Below are 17336 nucleotides of genomic sequence, written 5' to 3' on the forward strand. Positions count from 1 at the left end.
AATGAAGGAGGAAAATAGAATGAGAGTCGTCGCTAAACATTTGATTGTATCTGGACGTGTCCAAGGAGTCGGGTTTCGGTATTTTTCACAAGAGACCGCACAACAATACGGAATCAAAGGTTGGGTTCGAAATCAAAGTGATGGGACAGTCGAACTTCATGTAGAAGGACCAGAAAAAGACATTGAAGCCTTTAAAAAAGCTTTGAAAGACGGTAACCGTTTCGTCGGGGTCGAAAAGATTGAGGAGAAGGAAACAGAAAATCAAGCTTTCCGTTCGTTCGATATTAAGTATTAAGCGCTTAAGACTTCCTTGTAGATTTCAGGGGAGTTTTTTTATGAAATCCACCTTTTTAAAAATTAAACCTCTAATTTTGTAGATGGGGTGGTCAAACGATGGGAAGTGTGTATAATGGAATAGACCAAGCGATATATTGTCAGAAAATTTAGTTATTATTTTTTTGTTAAGTCGTTCGGAATATCAAGTGTATGGAGGTAGTTGTATGAAAAAATCGACATTGTTCCCGTTAGCGTTTACGATTTTTGCTTTATTCTTTGGGGCCGGGAACTTGCTGTTCCCACCAGAACTCGGCGCCTTGGCGGGAGAGAATCTCGTACCGGCGATGATCGGGTTCGTCATTACGGGTGTCGGTTTACCGCTTCTTGCTTTGTTCGCAGTCGCTCGGGTCGGCGGTGGAACAGATCAAATTGCTCGTTATATTCCTAAACGTCTCGCACTCATCTTGACGGGATTAATGTATGTGGCCATCGGACCATTCTTCGGAATCCCGCGTACGGCCGCTGTCACGTATGAAATGGGACTCGTTCCGTTTCTCGATTCACCTTCTACTTTGACACTTGCGATGAGTTCGACCGTCTTCTTCGGGTTGACGTTCTTCTTGACGCTCCGTGCTCAAAAGTTGATTGAAGTCATCGGACGCATCATCACACCAATCCTCTTGTTCTTGCTCGCGTCGATTGGGCTCACGAACCTCATCGCACCGCTCGGAGAGCCAGGAGCTCCGGCGGGAGGATTTGAGACGTGGGTCGGTGCGCTCGGTCAAGGTTTCCAACAAGGCTATTTGACGATGGATGTATTCGGGGCCCTCGTCTTTGGGGCAATCGTCCTCGTCACGTTGAAAGCCAATGGATTGAGTGATCAAAAAGAAGCATCATCTCTTCTTCGCTCTGCAGGTATGCTTGCCGTAACCTGTTTGATGCTCGTTTACATCTCGCTCGGATCAATCGGAGCAAACATGGCGGTCGCTGAAGGGACGACGAGTGGTGCAAGCCTTCTTCAAGCGTTTGCTGGTACGTCTTACGGACAAGTCGGAATGCTTGCTCTCGGACTAGCGGTCTTCCTTGCTTGTTTGACGACAGCGGTCGGACTCATTTCAGAGTTCTCACGCTTTATCAGTAATCAATTTGATTCACTCAAGTATCACCATGTCGTCGTTGCGACTACATTGTTCGGTTATTTAATTTCACTCGTCGGATTGGGTACGTTGATTCAAATCGCGATCCCACTTCTCACGCTTCTCTATCCGGTCATGATCGCCCTTGTGCTCGTATCGGTGACGGAACGTCTTCAACGCAACCCTGGTGTGGCGATGAAAGCGACAATTTACACGGCGCTCGTGCTCTCGTTCTTTGAAACGTGGAACGGCATCCAACCTTCTGCGGCAACAACTTGGATCACTAGCTTGCCAATGGCGGACATTGGTCTTGCTTGGGCAGTTCCGACGATGATTGTTTACGTGATCACGCTTCTTCTTCCGAAGAGTGGAACCCAAGAATCGCTTGCACAATCACGCATCTCTTAAATTTTGCCCATCCTTTGGTCAAGGATGGGCTTTTTTCTGTCTTATTGTTTGCCCATACCCGAGCACAAACAGTAAAATGAAGAGATGAAAAGGGAGTGACATGCATTGACGACAAAACAAAAAAAACAATTGGCGATCCTCATGTTGAACATGTTTATCGCCGTCGCTGGATTCGGGATCATTATACCGATTATTCCGGACTACTTAAAGATGATCGGCGAAGGGGGAACGGCCGCCGGACTCATGATTTCCGTATTTGCGGGTGCCCAACTTGTCATGTCACCGATTGCCGGAAAATGGGCAGATGTTTATGGACGTCGATTGATGATTATTTTGGGACTGATTGGATTCACGATCTCAATGGGTGTCTTTTATCTATCCGATAACTTGACGGTCCTTCTCGTGTCTCGTGCCATCGGGGGTGTCGGTGCTGCGCTATTGATTCCAGCCATTTTTGCCTATGTGGCGGATATCACGACACTGGAGCAACGAGCTCGAGGGAACAGTTATATTTCCGCGGCAATGTCACTTGGAATCGTGGTCGGGCCGGGGATTGGTGGTTTTTTTGCCGAGTTCGGATTGAAGGCACCGTTGCTCGTTTCAGCCATTGTATCCTTTATTGCGGTCATTTCTTCGATACTTCTCCTGAAAGAACCTGACCGTGCTCCATACAAGGCACCGACGGTAAAAGAGTCGTTGCCGACACAACTGGTCATGTCGACGCGAAAGCCTTATTTTTTCGTGTTGGTCATCAACTTGGTCATGGCGTTTGGACTAATGGCGTATGAATCAGTGCTTGGGCTATATGTCAGCGAGATGTTCGATGCGACACCACAAGAGATTGCTATCATGGTGACCGGGACAGGCATTGTTAGCGTCATCGTTCAATTATTTGCAGTAGATCGTCTCGTTGAACTCTTGGGAGAGGTCAAGGTCGTGCTCGCCTTCATCGCGCTTACTTCCTTTGGCTTTTTGTTGTCTTTATTCGCAGGGACATACATGTTGTTCTTCGCTGTAACGCTCGTCATCTTCTTATCGACCTCGATTTTACGACCGGTGTTGAATACGCTTGTGTCGAAACTGGCAGGAAATGAGCAGGGGCTCGCTATGGGGATGAACAATGCGTATATGAGTATCGGAAACATTTTAGGGCCGACTTTGGCAGGTATTGCCTTTGATATCGATATGCGTTATCCGTTCATCATGGGTCTTGTCTTATTGTTGATCACATATACAGGGACATGGAACTGGTCGAAGCGAAAGGCAGCCGCTATTTCAGAATCGTAAAGGAGGACGCTATGATTTACATTGGTGTGACGGGTTGGGGGGACCATGATCTGTTATATACAACTCCAGAAGAACGAAAACAAAAACTTTCAACGTACGCGGGTCATTTTCCGACCGTTGAAGTCGATTCGACATTTTATGCAATACAACCTGTTAAAAATTTCGAGAAGTGGGATGCTGAGACACCAGACCACTTCCAATTCATCGTGAAAGTTTCCAGGGAAATGAGCGGACACGACCGTGAACCAAAAGTGCCTTTGTCAGAACTGTTTGAACGCTACCGGGTCTCCGTCGAACCGCTGAAACAAGCCGGGAAGTTGAAGGCTGTTCTCGTTCAACTACCGCCTTGGTTCGATGTCTCAAAACCGCATCTCGATTATTTACGAACACTACGTGCCGAGCTTTCCGACTATGAGATTGCCGTCGAGTTTCGAAATCCTTCTTGGTTCTCCGAAACGTTCCGAGACCGTACGCTTCAATTCTTAGCTGAACAACGCTTCATCAACACGATTTGCGATGAGCCCCAGACGAAAGAGAGTAGCATCCCATTCGTACCGGTCGTGACAAATCCTGACGTCGCGGTCGTTCGATTGCATGGACGAAACACATCCGGATGGCTTAAAAAGCCGGGTATGACGAGTCAAGAATGGCGGCACGTTCGTTGTCTGTATCGGTATAGCGAGGAGGAACTTCAGGAATTGGCTGTTTCACTTTGCGAGATTGACCGTGAGGCGAAAGACGTATATGTATACTTTAACAACAACTCGGCCGGGGATGCAGCGCCGAATGCGAAGCGTCTAATTGAAATTCTTGGGCTCGAATATGAGCTTGCACCGAGACAAATCAGTTTGTTTTAGAAAGAAGGGATGGCCGTGACGATACTTACTATTTTTCACTACAATGATCTTCACTCAAAGTTCGACCAATGGCCGAAACTTGTTTCGTTTTTAGAAGAACATCGCACTGACGACACGCTGTACTTTGATTTAGGAGATCATGCCGATCGCACACATCCGGCGACCGAAGTGACGCGTGGGAAGTTGAACGTTCGATTACTTGAGCGGCTCCAACCGACGGCTGTCACCATCGGGAACAACGAAGGGATTACGTTCCCTCATGATTGGCTAGCCGAGCTGTATGACGAAGCGACATTTCCTGTTTTACTTGGAAATGTGTATGAGGGTGACGGTTCACGACCGGATTGGGTCGAGGAAACGCTCGTTCTCGAGCAAGATGATTTAAAAATCGGGTTGTTTGGTGTGACTGCTCCATATGAAGAGTTGTATCCAGAGCTCGGATGGCAAATTGAGTCGCCATTGGACGCGACGAAGCGAGCGTTGAAGCAGTTGGCGCATTGTGACGTCATCATCGCGCTCAGTCACCTCGGATTTTTTGGGGATGAGCGATTAGCTGAGATGTTTCCTGAAATCGACGTCATTCTCGGTGCACACACACATCACGTCTTAGATGAAGGTGTAACGACGAACGGTGTGTTGATCGCACAGGCAGGGAAGTATGGCAAGTATGTCGGGGAAGTCACGCTGACGATTGACGGGACGAAAGTTGTGGCAAAAGAAGCACGTCTCCACGAGTTATCCCATCAGGATGACAGTGTAGATACATTGGCTTTATTAGATTCAGAAAGAGCAGAAGCCGAGCGGCTCCTCGATATCACGATTGCGGAGACAGACGGATACGCTTCCGATTGGTTCGGTCCTTCTCCACTTGCTGATCTACTGGTGGAAGGCATGGCGGATTGGTGTGAGGCTGATTTCGGAATCATTCCATCCGGTGTCGTGCTTGAAGGGCTCGCTCCCGGCAAGGTGACACTAAACATGTTGCATCGAATCTGTCCGCATCCCATCAACCCATGTCTCTTAACACTTGACGGGAAGACGTTAGCACGTTTTCTAAACGATGCGAGTGAAGACACGTTTACGAACATGCATGTGAGAGGTCTAGGATTCAGAGGTACCGTTCTCGGAGAACCGAGCCTCTATCAAATCGAGCAACGCGATGGACAAGTTTATGTGATGGGACAGCTCTTGGATCTGAACCGGTCATACCGCGTCGCGACGGTCGATATGTTGACATTCGGTCCGCTTCTCCCATATTTGGCAGACCAACCGAAACGATATTTCATGCCTGAGTTATTGCGGGACGTATTACGGGAAACCATTGTCGCCCGTCATGAAGTGATTCGAAAAGGATAGAGCGCATCAATGGTGACATGCTATGATAACAGAGTGGAGGTGGGAGCGATGATTCGAGTGAATCGCCACGGTTATACCGTCTTAGAAGAAAAACGAGACGGCTTCGATGAAGAAGCGTTTATCGCACGATATAGTGACGTGCTTGATAAATACGACTATATAGTAGGTGATTGGGGACATGGTCAATTGCGGTTGAAAGGATTCTATGAACCGAAATCCAAATTGGCGACGTACGAGAACCGGATTGATCACGTGATGGACTACGTATACGAATATTGTAATTTTGGTTGTCCATATTTCGTTTTGAAGAAAGAAACGGAAATCAATGAAGAAGAGAGTGGACCTGTCTTTGGTGGAACGAAGCAAAAACTGAAGTTGAAGCGGAAATTCAACAAGACAGAAGAATCAAATGCGTGAAGTGCTGAGACGTCAGCACTTTTTTTATTACAATTGATTTCCAAATATTTCGTTTAGGTAAAAAGTCGTGACTTCGAGTTTTGAGGTTGGAAAAATGTGATAAATTGTCATTAAGGATAACTACGTAGTTTTGGTTTTTAGAGTGAGGTGATTGGATGCAACATGTACAAACGACCGTCGGGGATCGGGATGACGTCCATAATCGAATTCATAATTTCGGACTCGGGATATTGGCTATGTTCTTTTTTAGCTTCCATATTATGATGACCTTTTATTTTACGGCGGCAGTCATTCTATTTGAACTCGTTCATGTGTTGATCATCCGTCGCTTTGAATATAGCCATTCGTTCTTGCGAAGCCGTGTATTCAAAGTCACATCTCACCTTGTGTTATCGCTCGGGGTGCTGTTATTGATCTTATCCATGTCTCAGTTCTTTTTAGGCAATGTGATGATTCGCTAAGCGGAAAGGAGAAATTCCTTTCCCTTTTTTTATGTTTTTTTGAAACCTATGGTCATCTTTTCACGTACACTGATAGAAAGACTATGAAAAAGGATGGGTTACTATGAGATCTGAATGGAAACAACATGCACGACACGCCTTGAAAGGAAAATGGTGGCTGATGGCCGGATTGGCACTCTTGTTCGTCATCATCAACGGGATTCCACAATGGTTGGCTCCTGAAATGGATCCCAACTCATCGGAAGCCTTCACATCGACAGACGCCACGTTAAGTTTCGTGTCGACCGTTCTCCAAATCTTGATTGCACCACTCAGCATCGGTTGGTCTTGGCTTGCACTCAACGTCTCACGTGAGAAGGGCGCCTCACTTTCAACGCTGTTCAAACCGTTCCAGACACGTTACTTCAAACATGTCATCACCTCATTTGTGATGGGGGTATTCCTCGTGTTATGGACGTTATTGCTCGTCGTACCGGGAATCATCAAAGCATTCTCGTACTCGCTCACACCATACATTTTGCGCGACCAGCCTGAACTGTCGGCACTTGAATCCATCACAGAATCACGTCGTCTCATGGACGGTCACAAGATGGAAGCGTTCATGCTCTTCTTGTCCTTCTTCGGTTGGTTCCTCGTTGGGATTTTAACGCTCGGGATCGGGTTCTTCTTCATCGGACCTTACTTCTCGACGACGTATGCGACATTTTACGACTCGATTCGAGACAATCAAGTTGATTCGAATGAGCCGGTGCATGGGACAGAACAAGGATTTTAATCAAATAAACGCCTCGCTCCATTGAGCAAGGCGTTTTTGTTTAGGCGTTGACTTCAGTTTTTTGTAAGTAGGGCTTCAATGATAAATAATGCTCGGCCACGACTTTTCGGATTGTACGTGTCTTCGAGCGCATGACGAGCGATGTCGTTTCAACGATATCATCCGTCAAGAACTTGACGCCATCGAGCAACTCACCAGACGTGACACCTGTTGCAGCAAAGATGCAGTCATCACTTTTGACGAGGTCGTCGAGCGTGAGGAGTTGGAGCGGATCTTTTAATCCCATCGAAATGACGCGGGCAGACTCTTCTTCATTCATCGGATGAAGACGGGCCTGCATGTCGCCACCGAGTGCCTTGACGGCAGCGGCCGTGATGACGCCTTCCGGGGCACCACCCGTGCTAATGAAGATATCGATCGGGTTCGTTTTGACGGCAGCCGCGATTCCGGCTGATACGTCGCCATCCTCAAACAGTTTGACGCGCGCCCCGACATTCATGACGGCTTGACGAAGATGTTCGTGGCGATCGCGGTCTTGCATGATCACGGTCACTTCTTCAATGCGTTTGTTGTTATACTTTGCTGCCTTTTCAATAATAGATTCGAGTGGTTCGTCGAGTGAGACTTTCCCTTTCAAATTCGGTCCGACGACGAGCTTATCCATATACATATCTGGTGCGTGGAGGAGGGCACCTTCATCCGCGACAGCGATGACGACCATCGCATCACCGAGTCCTTTCGCAACAATCGATGTCCCTTCGAGTGGGTCGACGGCGATGTCTACTTTGGGACCGAACGTGGTACCGAGTCGTTCTCCGATGTATAGCATCGGTGCTTCATCGAGTTCACCTTCTCCGATGACGACTGTCGCATCCATGTTGACCGTGCCAAGGACCTCTCGCATAGCAGAAGTTGCAGCGTCGTCGGCTTCATTTTTTTGCCCACGACCAATCCATTTCGAAGAAGCGAGTGCTGCCGCTTCTGTTGCCCGTACGATTTCTAATGCTAATTCACGTTCCATAGTGTTGTAACCTCCACGTTATATCTATTTAATGTGTTATACTTTTTTAGGCTCAAATCCGTTGATTAGTGTATCACATTTTTATAAATGATGTAAATAGGACAGATTCTTTTCTCCTGAGCGAAAAAAGATTAGTATTAACAGCAGGGGGGATCATCATGTATTTTGTGAATAGAGAGAAGATTAATCAGACACTGGAACAAATCGAGACGATGTTGGCACATACCGATCAATTGAGCGGAGATGCGTTTACGGTGGAGCTCGCGAAACAACGCATGGCCGTACTACTCATGGAAGGGATTGTCGACGTAGGGAACTCGATGATTGACGGATTCATCATGAGAGACCCAGGTAGCTATGAAGACATTGTCGAGATTTTACTCGATGAACGCGTACTCGATGAGAAGACGGCACATGCGACAAAAGCACTCGTCGGATTGCGGACTTACTATGTACGTGAGTTTGTCGATGCAGATGCATCGCGGTTCGATGAGTGGCTGAAGACGTCAAAACAAGAATTTACCGCATTCTCCGAGCAAGTTCGTCGCTACTTAGAAGTCGAACTTGGACCAGTGTCCGCATTTTTACCAGAAAGCGAGTGATTGGATGGAACCGATTAAAGGATATTTGTTTGATTTAGACGGTACGATGTATGCCGGTACGGAACCGATTCAAGCGGCAGTTGATTTCGTGAATGAATTGGAGGCGACAGGCGTTCCGTATTTGTTCGTCACGAATAACGCATCAATGACGCAACAGCAGATCGCCGATAAGTTGATTTCGATGGGAGCGAATGTGAAGGCGGAAAACGTCTTGACGAGTGCGATGGCGACGGCATTTTATATCGAGAAGATGTCTCCTGGGGCAACCGTCTATATGATTGGGGAAGATGGACTTCGGCTCGCGCTTGAATCTCGTGGGTTTCACGTCACTGATGAACCGAAAGCGGATTATGTGGTCATTGGCCTCGATCGTCATATCACATATGAAAAATTGGCACGAGGAGCAATCGCTATCCGTTCGGGGGCTCGATTCATTTCGACGAACGGTGACATCGCCATTCCGACTGAACGTGGTTTGTTACCTGGGAACGGGTCACTCACGTCTGTTTTAACGGTGACGACAGAAAAAGAACCATTCTTTATCGGGAAGCCGGAACCCGTCATGATTGAGATTGCACTGGACATGATTGGGTTGACGAAAGAGAGTGTCGTGATGGTCGGGGACAACTATCATACGGATATTTTGTTCGGAATTGATGGTGGCATTCGCACGCTTCATGTCAATTCAGGTGTACATGGGCCGGCATTTATTCAGGAACAAGAAAAACTCCCAACCTATATGGTCGAGAGTTTATATGAATGGAAGCACGAAAAAAAGGGATGACGAAAGTCTCCCTTTTTGCTTAGAATACTTGCTCTACTTCGACGATGCCTGGTACTTCTTCGATGAGCGCACGCTCAATACCAGCTTTTAACGTGATTGTTGAAGACGGGCAGCTGCCGCAAGCACCCATCAAACGGAGCTTGACGATGCCTTCTTCGACATCAACGAGTTCGACGTCTCCGCCGTCACGAAGCAAGAACGGACGCAATTTATCGAGCACTTCTTGGACTTGATCAAACATTTCCATGGTATCTACCCCTTTCTCGTTCTACTTTATTCTAGCAAGTTTGAGATTGTTTCTCAATCATTTACGCTGAGCGTTTCCTCATCGGGAGTGGGCAAGATTTTTGTATAATGGTTTCGAGGGGGATTGAAGATGAAAATTACAGTGTATGGGGCAGAAGTTCAATGTGCGAGTTGTGTCGGTGCACCGAGTTCGACCGAGACGTATGAGTGGTTGCAAAGTGCGCTCGGACGCAAGTATCCGGAGCAGTCCTTTTCTTTCGAGTATATTGATTTCGAACAGAGTGAGGACGAGTTTGCGCAGGCGCTCAAAGATGATGAATGGTTCTATCCGCTTGTCTTACTCGACGGGGAAGTGATTGACGAAGGGGTCGTTCAATTACGAAAAGTGTACGCGGCGATAGAAGCGACTCAAAAATAAAATATGACAGATGAGGCGGTTTCATGTGTGATGAAATCGTCTTTTTTGTCTACGAAAACACCTTATTTTTGAATGAAGGGAATAACTTCATCTTTTTGTATCCTATTTATTGTAGGAGGCGATGGCGATGTTTCGGAAAAAGAAAGACGTACAGATAAAATTGGATAAAGTGATCGAAATTGATAAAGTCAACATTGATCTTTCACCAGAATTAAATCAACAACGACAGTTGATTCAACTGACATTAGAAGACTTAGCATATTTGAGAAGCTATCGATATGAGATTCAAGAAGTATTGCCTCAACTTGTTCAACTGTTTTATAGTCACTTAGAAGAAATAGAAGAGATGAATCATATCATCAATCAACACTCATCTTCGGACCGACTCAAAGTGACATTAACTACCCATATTGGTGAAATGTTTGAAGGAATCATTGACTCAGCTTACATTGAAAAACGATATCGGATTGCGAAGCGCCATCATATGATTGGTCTTAAAGGGAAATGGTATATGGCGGCCTTCCAAAAAATATTTGATTATATTTTAGAGAAAATCGAAGCGGAATCGTTCGACTCATTTTCAAAAATGAAACTCATCTCAGCGGTGGCAAAGATTTTCAACTTTGAACAGCAAATCGTTCTAGAAATGTTTGATGAAGAAGCAGCTAAAATGAAAAATCAGATTGACTATCGTGAACAAATAAGTAAGGCAGTTCAATCGACCACAGAAGGTCTAGTTTCGATGACACAAGAGATGACGGCTAATTTTAGTTTGATGAACGGTATGGTCGGAGAGATGCGTTCTATGAGCGAAGATGCTAAGGAGACGCTCGGCGACATGCGTGAGTCATCACAGTTTGGGAAAGAGGCGCTAATGAATGAGACGAACCAGTTGACGATTATCTCAGAAGAGCTATCGAACTCCGCTCACCAAATGGGTGAACTCAATCAATTGATGTCTGAAATCTCTTCAATCACTATCGGAGTCAAACGAATCGCAGACCAAACGAATATGCTTAGTTTGAACGCGGCGATCGAGGCTGCACGTGCTGGCGAACAAGGAAAAGGTTTTCAGGTCGTTGCTTCTGAAGTGAGACAACTCGCTAATCAATCAAAAACATCAGCCGAACAAGTTGAACACTTAACAGAGCGTTTAAATCGACGAATTGAAGAAACAACTGAACGTGTGATGATCACAGAGCGAGACATGAGAGATTCGATGAATCGTATGCATCATGTAACGGATCTGTTCGTCAAAATCGCGACAGACTCGACGATGACTGATGGTAAGATGAATCATTTGTTTGATGAGATTCAAGAAGTGACAAATGCTATTCTGGAGTTGCAACACGCAACGAGACAAATTGCGACGTCGTCCGAAGATTTGTTAGTCTCAACAGAGAAGCTTTGAACTGCCCGCTATGGATGGGGAGACAGAGTTTCGATATTAAATGAAAGAGTGGCAGTCCGGCGACTGCCACTCTTTCCTATTTATTTGATGACTTTATGTTTCCAAAGAATGCCGGACTTCAATAGACGGGCAACTTTACCGGTAAGTGATTGTTTCCCCATAAACACCCCAAAGCCAGCCTTCTTCCCGAGGGAGCCGAGCGTCCCTTTCAGTTTGATGTCTGGTAACTCCGGATAGGCAACGCCTTTCCATTTACAGAGAAGGATTTGAACGATTTGTTCTGCCTGAGCTTCCGCGAGTTGTCCGGACGGTGCGTAAGGCAAACTTGCATTGTCACCAACGATGAAGACGTCCGGCAAATCGGGAACGAAGTGGTGTTCCGTCAATTTGACACGCCCGCCCCCATCGAGCTCCCAACCTTGATTACGTACCACAGCGACCGGTTGAATCCCGGCCGTCCATACGGTCAAGTCAGACGGGAACAAGTCTTCATGGTTCCATAAGCCATCGGCATCGACGCGTGTGATATTCGCATTGTTGACGACTTCAACGCCATGTTCTTCAAACCAAGACTGGACATACATCGAGACCCGATTCGATAAGAACGATAGCACTGATGGACCTCGGTCGAACAAACGGACCGTCAAATCGGGTCGGCTCTCACGAAGTTCGCTGGCGAGTTCGACACCGGACAGTCCTGCCCCAACGACAGAGACGACCGATCCAGGTCGCAAGCCGTTGATTGCTTGTTGCGTTTTACGTGACTCTTCAAGTGTTTGAATGCTATACGTGAACTCCGCTGCCCCTTGAACGTTGTGATACTTGTCCTCACAACCTAATCCGATGACGAGGTCATCATACGGCACTTTTTCTCCACTTGCGAGCAGAACCATTTTGTCTTCGGTATCGATGTCCGTGACTTGTCCGTATATGTAGTCAATTTCTTCTGGAAAGTCGATACGAATATCTCGATCTGAGACCGTTCCTGCGGCGAGCGCATAATACTCTGTTTTCAATCCATGATAAGGTAAGCGGTCGACGAGCGTGACCGAGATGTCTTGTAATTGATGCCCAAGAACTCTTTCGATGACACGCATTCCCCCGTAACCGCCACCTAAGACGACTAATTTGCGCATAATAATCCCCCTTTGTTACTCTTCAACTGTATCATGTTATAATCTGCCGTAGAAGAACCATTTTCCGATAATTCACGTAAAGAAAGACGGTGACATATATGATGAATCCAATCATCGAGTTTTGTGCCTCGAATTTAGCGATGGGCTCACAAGTGGCACGTGCAAAATTGGAATCCGACCCTGATCTTGATGTGGTTGAATACGGCTGCACAGGCTACTGTGGTGTCTGTTCGCTTGATTTATTCTGCCTTGTCGACGGAGAAGTCGTGACTGGTGGGACACCGGACGAGTTGGTATCGAAGGTGTATGAAAAAATAGAAGAGATGGCATGGTAAAAAGTTTGGGAATGGACTCAAACTTTTTTATTTCACCCGTTGCATTTTAAAAAGAGGGATGGTATATTCTAAGAGGTTCGAATGTAGGTTGTCTGACGTTTAACAACGGTAAAAAGAAAGCGTTTCAAACGGTAGGGCACATCTCTTTTCGGGTATGACACATATAATCGCTTTGTTTAATATGAAAGGAGCACAACATCAATGAAAATCATGAGTGTGGTTGGTATTTTGTCACTAATTGCAATCGCTTACATCTTCTCTACCAACCGTAAAGCCATCAAATGGCGTACTGTCCTTGCTGCATTTGCAGTCCAGTTCACTTTCGCTTTCCTCGTATTGTATACAGCTTGGGGGCGTACGGCACTTGCTTGGATCTCTGGAGGAGTTCAAGCGGTATTGAATACAGCAAACGAAGGGATTAGCTTCGTCTTCGGTACAGCTGTAGGGGAAGGGAACTTTGTATTCGCTTTCCAAGTCTTGACAATCATCGTGTTCATGTCATCATTAATCGCATTGCTTTACTACCTTGGCGTCATGCAATGGGTCATCCGTATTCTTGGTACGGCACTTTCGAAAGCACTCGGGACATCACGTAAAGAGTCACTTTCAGCAACGGCGAACATCTTCGTCGGTCAAACGGAAGCACCGCTTGTCATCAAGCCTTATCTTCCAACAATGACACAGTCTGAGCTCTTCGCGGTCATGGTCGGTGGTCTTGCATCGGTTGCCGGATCTGTTCTTGCTGGTTACGCAGCGCTTGGTGTACCGCTTGAGTACTTGCTAGCAGCGAGTTTCATGGCAGCGCCAGCCGGTCTATTGTTTGCTAAAATCATCGTTCCTGAGTCTGAGGAAGCCGATGATGACATCGAAATCGTTGAAGACGAAGAGAATAAAGCAGCAAACTTTGTCGATGCGGCTGCACGAGGGGCATCTGATGGTCTCTTCCTTGCATTGAACGTTGGTGCGATGCTTCTTGCATTCGTCTCATTGATTGCACTCGTTAACTTGATCCTCGGATCAGTTGGTGGTCTTTTCGGATTTGACGGATTGTCATTACAGTTGATTCTCGGTTATGTCTTTGCGCCACTTGCTTTCGTCATCGGTGTACCGTGGGCAGATGCTGTACAATTCGGTAGCTTCCTTGGCCAAAAATTAGTCTTGAACGAATTTGTCGCATTCTCTGAATTTGCACCAATCATCGGTTCAGGTGATTTGTCAGCTCGTACAGAAGCGATGATCGCATTCGCACTTTGTGGTTTCGCAAACATCTCATCACTCGCAATCCTTCTCGGTGGTCTTGGTGGTATGGCACCAAACCGTCGTGGAGATATCGCACGCATGGGTGTTCTCGCGATTCTCGCAGGTACGCTTGCAAACTTGATGTCAGCTACTTTGGCTGGACTTCTTCTCTAATCGGTATAAGAAAAAAGCGATCACTTCGGTGGTCGCTTTTTAGTATACAGATGATTGGTGAAGTGTGATGTTCGGCCATTGGGTGCGCCAGTTTTTTTGTTTTAGTCGCTTCAAATAGATCGGATGGTTTGAAGAGTTTGCTTCAAAGAACGGTGTTGGCTTCACTTGTAGACTGAGCAAATCTTGAATCCCATACGGCGCGGCAAGGATGAGCTCGTCATTTGAATTGAGTCTCACCCCGACTGCTGTCACGGTCTCGGGGAAGTGTGCGAGTGCATCGGTCGATGAAGTGTACGGCGGGAGATGGTTCACATGATGCATTCTTGCTTGGTTTTTGACTGACCAAGGTACGCCTGGGTTCAGTTGATACAACGTCCGCTCTAATTTTTTCTCGGTGGATTCTTCCGGATGAATCGGGTCGAAATAAATCACATCCACGTCATCCGTCTCTGTCGGTGTATCGTATCCGTGAAGATGGTCCCGCACTTTCGCGCGAATATAACCCGCGCAAATCAACCAATCCGGTAGATTGAGGGTGGCGACAGTATGGAGATGCTGTATGAGTTCTGAATCTTGCTGAAAAAATGAATCAAATTCTGTTCGTCAGTCATCATTAGAGTACCCTCCCTAAATTTCGGTTAAAAAAGCACCTAGGCAAAGCCTAGATGCTCGTATATCGATTATGCTTGAAGTTGGACGCGTTGACGTTCGATCCACGGCTTCAATTTCATGAAAAGAGGGACGAAGAGCGCGCTGATTAAAATCGCTTTAATCAAGTTGAACGGTAAAATCCCGTAAAGGACAAGGTCCGTTTTCACTGCCGGGTCTGCCATGTCTGCCATTCCGAAAAAGAACGCATAGGCGGGCAAGATGACAAGATAGTTTAAAATGGCGAGGCTAAGTGCCATCGTAATTGTTCCGGCGAGTAAGCCGGAAGCGAGTGCTTTGTTCGTCTTACGTTTGTGGTAGAACCAAGCAACTGGGTACATGAAGGCTACACCTGCGAAGAAGTTTGCGACTTCTCCGACTGGTACACCGCCACCGTTAAAGACGTAGTACAAGACGTTTTTCAATCCGACGACCACGACTCCTGCGAGTGGGGAAAAGACGATTCCGGCAATGAGTGCAGGAATGTCACTAAAGTCCACTTTAAGGAATGGCGGTAAGAATGGGAGCGGGAAGTTGAATAGCATGAGTACGAACGAAATCGTCCCGAGCATCGCCAACGTCACCATTGTAGTCAGTCGTTTATTGCGCGTAGTTTTCATCAGAATCTCTCCTTTAGGTCGCTCCTCGATGAATGGCACCCGTCGCATATAAAAACCCGATTGCACTAGAGACAATCGGGAGAGTTTACGCGCATACGAAATAGATGTTTTCTGAGGTGGAAGAGTCCACGTCAAAGAAAACATCCGGATATCGGTCGGATGCCGCCATCTTCTCCCATCCAGACTATACTGTCGGCTTTCGAATCTCACGAAATCAGCAAGCAACGCCTTGCTCGCTCACGGGCTGAGAAGAATAAATTCTTCAATACCGCCGGTCGGGAATTTCACCCTGCCCCGAAGATGGAACGATTTAATTTTTTTTGTTACAGTTTAGTTATACAAGAAAATGCACAAAACTACAAGTCAATTGACTTGAAATGAAGATATATAAGGAGGAGTTCAAATGATTCATTTAACAGAGTCAGCCGCACTTCAAGTGCAAGAGATGATGAAACAGGCCGAACGCCCGGAAGCGCAATACTTGCGAGTAAAAGTACAAGGTGGTGGATGTACGGGACTATCTTACGGGATGGGCTTTGACGAGGAAAAAACGGACAAAGATGTTCAATTCGATCATCACGGCATCCGCGTCATCGTCGCTGAAGCAGACCATGGAGTCGTCGACGGACTCGAGATTGACTACAAGCAGTCGATGCTCGGTGGGGGCTTCACGATTAAAAACCCGAATGCCATCGCAACATGTGGCTGCGGTTCGAGTTTCCGGACGGCGACGAATGCCGGGACACCAGGAGATTGCTAACTAGTTTAGACTATGGAACGCCATAGTCTTTTTTTTGTGCAATTCGAGCAGTTACAGAACGGCAGGGAAAGGGAATGTAAGAAAGAGAATCGTATCAAAGGGGGCTAGGGTGATGAGGAAAGTATTGATTTTTGGAGGATCACGCTATTTCGGGAAACGGCTCGCGCTGCGACTTGCTGAAGCGGGGGACGATGTGACGATTGTGACGAGGGGCCAACTGCAAGTACCAGAAGCCGAAGGGATTCGGTCCGTCAAAGGAGATCGTCAATCGGTGGCGACATTGAAAGACTTAGCACGTGAACGGTACGATCTCGTCTACGACAATATTTGTTTTACACCGTATCAGGCGAAGATTGCATCAGATGCGTTCATGGGAAAGGTCGGGAAATACGTACTGACGTCAACGGTGTCGGTGTATGCACCGGGGCCTGATTTAAATGAGAGTGATTTTAATCCACTTCATTATGAATATCACTTAGACGCGGAACACGATTATGGACAAGGGAAACGAGAAGCTGAATCGTTTCTCTTCCATCGCGCCTCGTTCCCGGTGGTAACGGTACGCCTACCCATCGTTTTAGGTCCGGATGACTATACGGACCGACTCAAATTTTATGTAGATGCGATCCGAAACGAAGAACCGGTCGTTCTGCATCACCCGGAAGCGAGGATGGGATTCATCTCGAGCGCGGAAGCAGCAGGCTTTTTGGAATGGGTAGGACGTGCAAACGTCACTGGTCCATTCAATGCAGCGAGTGATGGCCTTATTTCCATGGGAGCGTTGATGGAAAGAATTGGTCAACACGTCGGAAAACCCGTTCAAATTATAAAGGACGGAGAGTCTTCCCCGTATGATTCGGATGTCGACTATTATATGTCGATTACCGAAGCAAAGAAGGCGGGCTATGTGTTCACACAACTCGATGATTGGATCGACCGAGTCATTCTCCAGACAATGCGGAAATGAAA

Annotated in this window: 21 protein-coding genes and 1 riboswitch; of the genes, 16 read left to right on the forward strand and 5 right to left on the reverse strand. The window is 46.7% G+C overall.

Going from position 1 to position 17336, the window contains the following annotated elements; translation table 11 throughout:
- Nucleotides 1-19: 19 nt before the first annotated feature.
- The 8 genes from KNO76_RS09195 (at nucleotide 20) to KNO76_RS09230 (ending at nucleotide 6973) form a co-directional block, all read left to right on the forward strand.
- Nucleotides 20-295, forward strand: coding sequence for an acylphosphatase (locus tag KNO76_RS09195; RefSeq protein ID WP_214884970.1), 276 nt, complete (start codon nucleotides 20-22; stop codon nucleotides 293-295).
- Nucleotides 296-500: 205 nt separating this feature from the next.
- Nucleotides 501-1820, forward strand: a complete 1320-nt coding sequence (brnQ, locus tag KNO76_RS09200) for a branched-chain amino acid transport system II carrier protein (RefSeq protein ID WP_214884971.1) — start codon at nucleotides 501-503, stop codon at nucleotides 1818-1820.
- Nucleotides 1821-1925: 105 nt separating this feature from the next.
- The gene (locus tag KNO76_RS09205; RefSeq protein ID WP_214884972.1) at nucleotides 1926-3107 is read left to right on the forward strand and encodes an MFS transporter; all 1182 of its coding nucleotides are present in this window, start codon (nucleotides 1926-1928) and stop codon (nucleotides 3105-3107) included.
- Nucleotides 3108-3118: 11 nt separating this feature from the next.
- The gene (locus KNO76_RS09210; protein ID WP_214884973.1) at nucleotides 3119-3964 is read left to right on the forward strand and encodes a DUF72 domain-containing protein; all 846 of its coding nucleotides are present in this window, start codon (nucleotides 3119-3121) and stop codon (nucleotides 3962-3964) included.
- Between the two features lie 9 nt (nucleotides 3965-3973).
- Entirely contained in the window at nucleotides 3974-5320 is a 1347-nt protein-coding gene (locus KNO76_RS09215; RefSeq protein WP_214884975.1) for a bifunctional metallophosphatase/5'-nucleotidase, read from the forward strand.
- 48 nt (nucleotides 5321-5368) lie between these two features.
- A complete protein-coding gene (locus tag KNO76_RS09220; RefSeq protein ID WP_026825496.1) occupies nucleotides 5369-5737 on the forward strand; it encodes a YutD family protein in 369 nt (122 codons plus the stop codon).
- A gap of 155 nt (nucleotides 5738-5892) precedes the next feature.
- On the forward strand, nucleotides 5893-6198 hold the full coding sequence (locus KNO76_RS09225; RefSeq protein WP_214884977.1) for a hypothetical protein: 306 nt from the start codon (nucleotides 5893-5895) through the stop codon (nucleotides 6196-6198).
- 103 nt (nucleotides 6199-6301) lie between these two features.
- Complete coding sequence (locus KNO76_RS09230) at nucleotides 6302-6973, forward strand: DUF975 family protein (protein WP_214884979.1); 672 nt, start codon at nucleotides 6302-6304, stop codon at nucleotides 6971-6973.
- A gap of 40 nt (nucleotides 6974-7013) precedes the next feature.
- Here the strand turns inward: KNO76_RS09230 and glpX are convergent, their stop codons facing one another.
- The gene (gene glpX, locus KNO76_RS09235) at nucleotides 7014-7994 is read right to left on the reverse strand and encodes a class II fructose-bisphosphatase (RefSeq protein ID WP_214884981.1); all 981 of its coding nucleotides are present in this window, start codon (nucleotides 7992-7994) and stop codon (nucleotides 7014-7016) included.
- Nucleotides 7995-8152: 158 nt separating this feature from the next.
- Here glpX and KNO76_RS09240 point away from each other — a divergent pair, with 158 nt between their 5' ends.
- Together KNO76_RS09240 and KNO76_RS09245 are read left to right on the forward strand one after the other, a co-directional pair.
- Nucleotides 8153-8596 (forward strand): DUF86 domain-containing protein, encoded by a 444-nt coding sequence (locus KNO76_RS09240; RefSeq protein WP_214884989.1) that lies wholly within the window; start codon nucleotides 8153-8155, stop codon nucleotides 8594-8596.
- A gap of 4 nt (nucleotides 8597-8600) precedes the next feature.
- On the forward strand, nucleotides 8601-9380 hold the full coding sequence (locus tag KNO76_RS09245) for a TIGR01457 family HAD-type hydrolase (RefSeq protein ID WP_214884991.1): 780 nt from the start codon (nucleotides 8601-8603) through the stop codon (nucleotides 9378-9380).
- A gap of 19 nt (nucleotides 9381-9399) precedes the next feature.
- Here KNO76_RS09245 and KNO76_RS09250 read toward each other — a convergent pair whose 3' ends face one another.
- On the reverse strand, nucleotides 9400-9627 hold the full coding sequence (locus KNO76_RS09250) for a NifU family protein (RefSeq protein ID WP_012726833.1): 228 nt from the start codon (nucleotides 9625-9627) through the stop codon (nucleotides 9400-9402).
- A gap of 129 nt (nucleotides 9628-9756) precedes the next feature.
- On the opposite strand from KNO76_RS09250, the gene KNO76_RS09255 reads away from it, so the two are divergent.
- Together KNO76_RS09255 and KNO76_RS09260 are read left to right on the forward strand one after the other, a co-directional pair.
- Complete coding sequence (locus KNO76_RS09255; RefSeq protein ID WP_214699329.1) at nucleotides 9757-10044, forward strand: YuzD family protein; 288 nt, start codon at nucleotides 9757-9759, stop codon at nucleotides 10042-10044.
- A gap of 127 nt (nucleotides 10045-10171) precedes the next feature.
- The gene (locus KNO76_RS09260) at nucleotides 10172-11455 is read left to right on the forward strand and encodes a globin-coupled sensor protein (RefSeq protein WP_214703457.1); all 1284 of its coding nucleotides are present in this window, start codon (nucleotides 10172-10174) and stop codon (nucleotides 11453-11455) included.
- Between the two features lie 80 nt (nucleotides 11456-11535).
- Here the strand turns inward: KNO76_RS09260 and KNO76_RS09265 are convergent, their stop codons facing one another.
- Nucleotides 11536-12591: an NAD(P)/FAD-dependent oxidoreductase gene (locus KNO76_RS09265; RefSeq protein WP_214884993.1), complete on the reverse strand. Its 1056-nt coding sequence runs from the start codon at nucleotides 12589-12591 to the stop codon at nucleotides 11536-11538.
- Between the two features lie 101 nt (nucleotides 12592-12692).
- On the opposite strand from KNO76_RS09265, the gene KNO76_RS09270 reads away from it, so the two are divergent.
- Nucleotides 12693-12926, forward strand: a complete 234-nt coding sequence (locus KNO76_RS09270) for a YuzB family protein (RefSeq protein WP_483297374.1) — start codon at nucleotides 12693-12695, stop codon at nucleotides 12924-12926.
- A 201-nt stretch (nucleotides 12927-13127) separates the two neighbouring features.
- A complete protein-coding gene (locus KNO76_RS09275) occupies nucleotides 13128-14339 on the forward strand; it encodes a NupC/NupG family nucleoside CNT transporter (RefSeq protein WP_214884995.1) in 1212 nt (403 codons plus the stop codon).
- Nucleotides 14340-14378: 39 nt separating this feature from the next.
- Here KNO76_RS09275 and KNO76_RS09280 read toward each other — a convergent pair whose 3' ends face one another.
- Together KNO76_RS09280 and KNO76_RS09285 are read right to left on the reverse strand one after the other, a co-directional pair.
- Nucleotides 14379-14825 (reverse strand): nucleotidyltransferase family protein, encoded by a 447-nt coding sequence (locus tag KNO76_RS09280; protein ID WP_353047884.1) that lies wholly within the window; start codon nucleotides 14823-14825, stop codon nucleotides 14379-14381.
- 194 nt (nucleotides 14826-15019) lie between these two features.
- Nucleotides 15020-15607, reverse strand: coding sequence for an ECF transporter S component (locus tag KNO76_RS09285; RefSeq protein ID WP_026825508.1), 588 nt, complete (start codon nucleotides 15605-15607; stop codon nucleotides 15020-15022).
- 163 nt (nucleotides 15608-15770) lie between these two features.
- Nucleotides 15771-15913: riboswitch (FMN riboswitch) on the reverse strand.
- 97 nt (nucleotides 15914-16010) lie between these two features.
- Between KNO76_RS09285 and KNO76_RS09290 the strand changes: the two genes are divergently transcribed.
- Complete coding sequence (locus KNO76_RS09290) at nucleotides 16011-16367, forward strand: HesB/IscA family protein (RefSeq protein ID WP_214884997.1); 357 nt, start codon at nucleotides 16011-16013, stop codon at nucleotides 16365-16367.
- Between the two features lie 112 nt (nucleotides 16368-16479).
- Nucleotides 16480-17334 carry an NAD-dependent epimerase/dehydratase family protein gene (locus tag KNO76_RS09295; RefSeq protein ID WP_214884999.1) on the forward strand — a complete coding sequence of 285 codons (855 nt, stop codon included), beginning with the start codon at nucleotides 16480-16482 and terminating at the stop codon, nucleotides 17332-17334.
- The last annotated feature ends 2 nt before the right edge of the window (nucleotides 17335-17336 follow it).

This window comes from Exiguobacterium sp. s101, from assembly GCF_018617835.1.
GTDB classification, from domain to species: domain Bacteria; phylum Bacillota; class Bacilli; order Exiguobacteriales; family Exiguobacteriaceae; genus Exiguobacterium; species Exiguobacterium marinum.

What these genes read in the sequence shown, in the direction of transcription:
- KNO76_RS09230 (WP_214884979.1), top strand. Translation starts at nt 6,302, where the DNA reads ATGAGATCTGAATGGAAACAACATGCACGACACGCCTTGAAAGGAAAA.
- KNO76_RS09240 (WP_214884989.1), top strand. Translation starts at nt 8,153, where the DNA reads ATGTATTTTGTGAATAGAGAGAAGATTAATCAGACACTGGAACAAATC.
- KNO76_RS09250 (WP_012726833.1), bottom strand. Translation starts at nt 9,627, where the DNA reads ATGGAAATGTTTGATCAAGTCCAAGAAGTGCTCGATAAATTGCGTCCG.
- KNO76_RS09265 (WP_214884993.1), bottom strand. Translation starts at nt 12,591, where the DNA reads ATGCGCAAATTAGTCGTCTTAGGTGGCGGTTACGGGGGAATGCGTGTC.
- KNO76_RS09275 (WP_214884995.1), top strand. Translation starts at nt 13,128, where the DNA reads ATGAAAATCATGAGTGTGGTTGGTATTTTGTCACTAATTGCAATCGCT.
- KNO76_RS09215 (WP_214884975.1), top strand. Translation starts at nt 3,974, where the DNA reads ATGGCCGTGACGATACTTACTATTTTTCACTACAATGATCTTCACTCA.
- KNO76_RS09195 (WP_214884970.1), top strand. Translation starts at nt 20, where the DNA reads ATGAGAGTCGTCGCTAAACATTTGATTGTATCTGGACGTGTCCAAGGA.
- KNO76_RS09295 (WP_214884999.1), top strand. Translation starts at nt 16,480, where the DNA reads ATGAGGAAAGTATTGATTTTTGGAGGATCACGCTATTTCGGGAAACGG.
- brnQ (WP_214884971.1), top strand. Translation starts at nt 501, where the DNA reads ATGAAAAAATCGACATTGTTCCCGTTAGCGTTTACGATTTTTGCTTTA.
- glpX (WP_214884981.1), bottom strand. Translation starts at nt 7,994, where the DNA reads ATGGAACGTGAATTAGCATTAGAAATCGTACGGGCAACAGAAGCGGCA.
- KNO76_RS09270 (WP_483297374.1), top strand. Translation starts at nt 12,693, where the DNA reads ATGAATCCAATCATCGAGTTTTGTGCCTCGAATTTAGCGATGGGCTCA.
- KNO76_RS09225 (WP_214884977.1), top strand. Translation starts at nt 5,893, where the DNA reads ATGCAACATGTACAAACGACCGTCGGGGATCGGGATGACGTCCATAAT.
- KNO76_RS09210 (WP_214884973.1), top strand. Translation starts at nt 3,119, where the DNA reads ATGATTTACATTGGTGTGACGGGTTGGGGGGACCATGATCTGTTATAT.
- KNO76_RS09260 (WP_214703457.1), top strand. Translation starts at nt 10,172, where the DNA reads ATGTTTCGGAAAAAGAAAGACGTACAGATAAAATTGGATAAAGTGATC.
- KNO76_RS09220 (WP_026825496.1), top strand. Translation starts at nt 5,369, where the DNA reads ATGATTCGAGTGAATCGCCACGGTTATACCGTCTTAGAAGAAAAACGA.
- KNO76_RS09255 (WP_214699329.1), top strand. Translation starts at nt 9,757, where the DNA reads ATGAAAATTACAGTGTATGGGGCAGAAGTTCAATGTGCGAGTTGTGTC.
- KNO76_RS09285 (WP_026825508.1), bottom strand. Translation starts at nt 15,607, where the DNA reads ATGAAAACTACGCGCAATAAACGACTGACTACAATGGTGACGTTGGCG.
- KNO76_RS09290 (WP_214884997.1), top strand. Translation starts at nt 16,011, where the DNA reads ATGATTCATTTAACAGAGTCAGCCGCACTTCAAGTGCAAGAGATGATG.
- KNO76_RS09245 (WP_214884991.1), top strand. Translation starts at nt 8,601, where the DNA reads ATGGAACCGATTAAAGGATATTTGTTTGATTTAGACGGTACGATGTAT.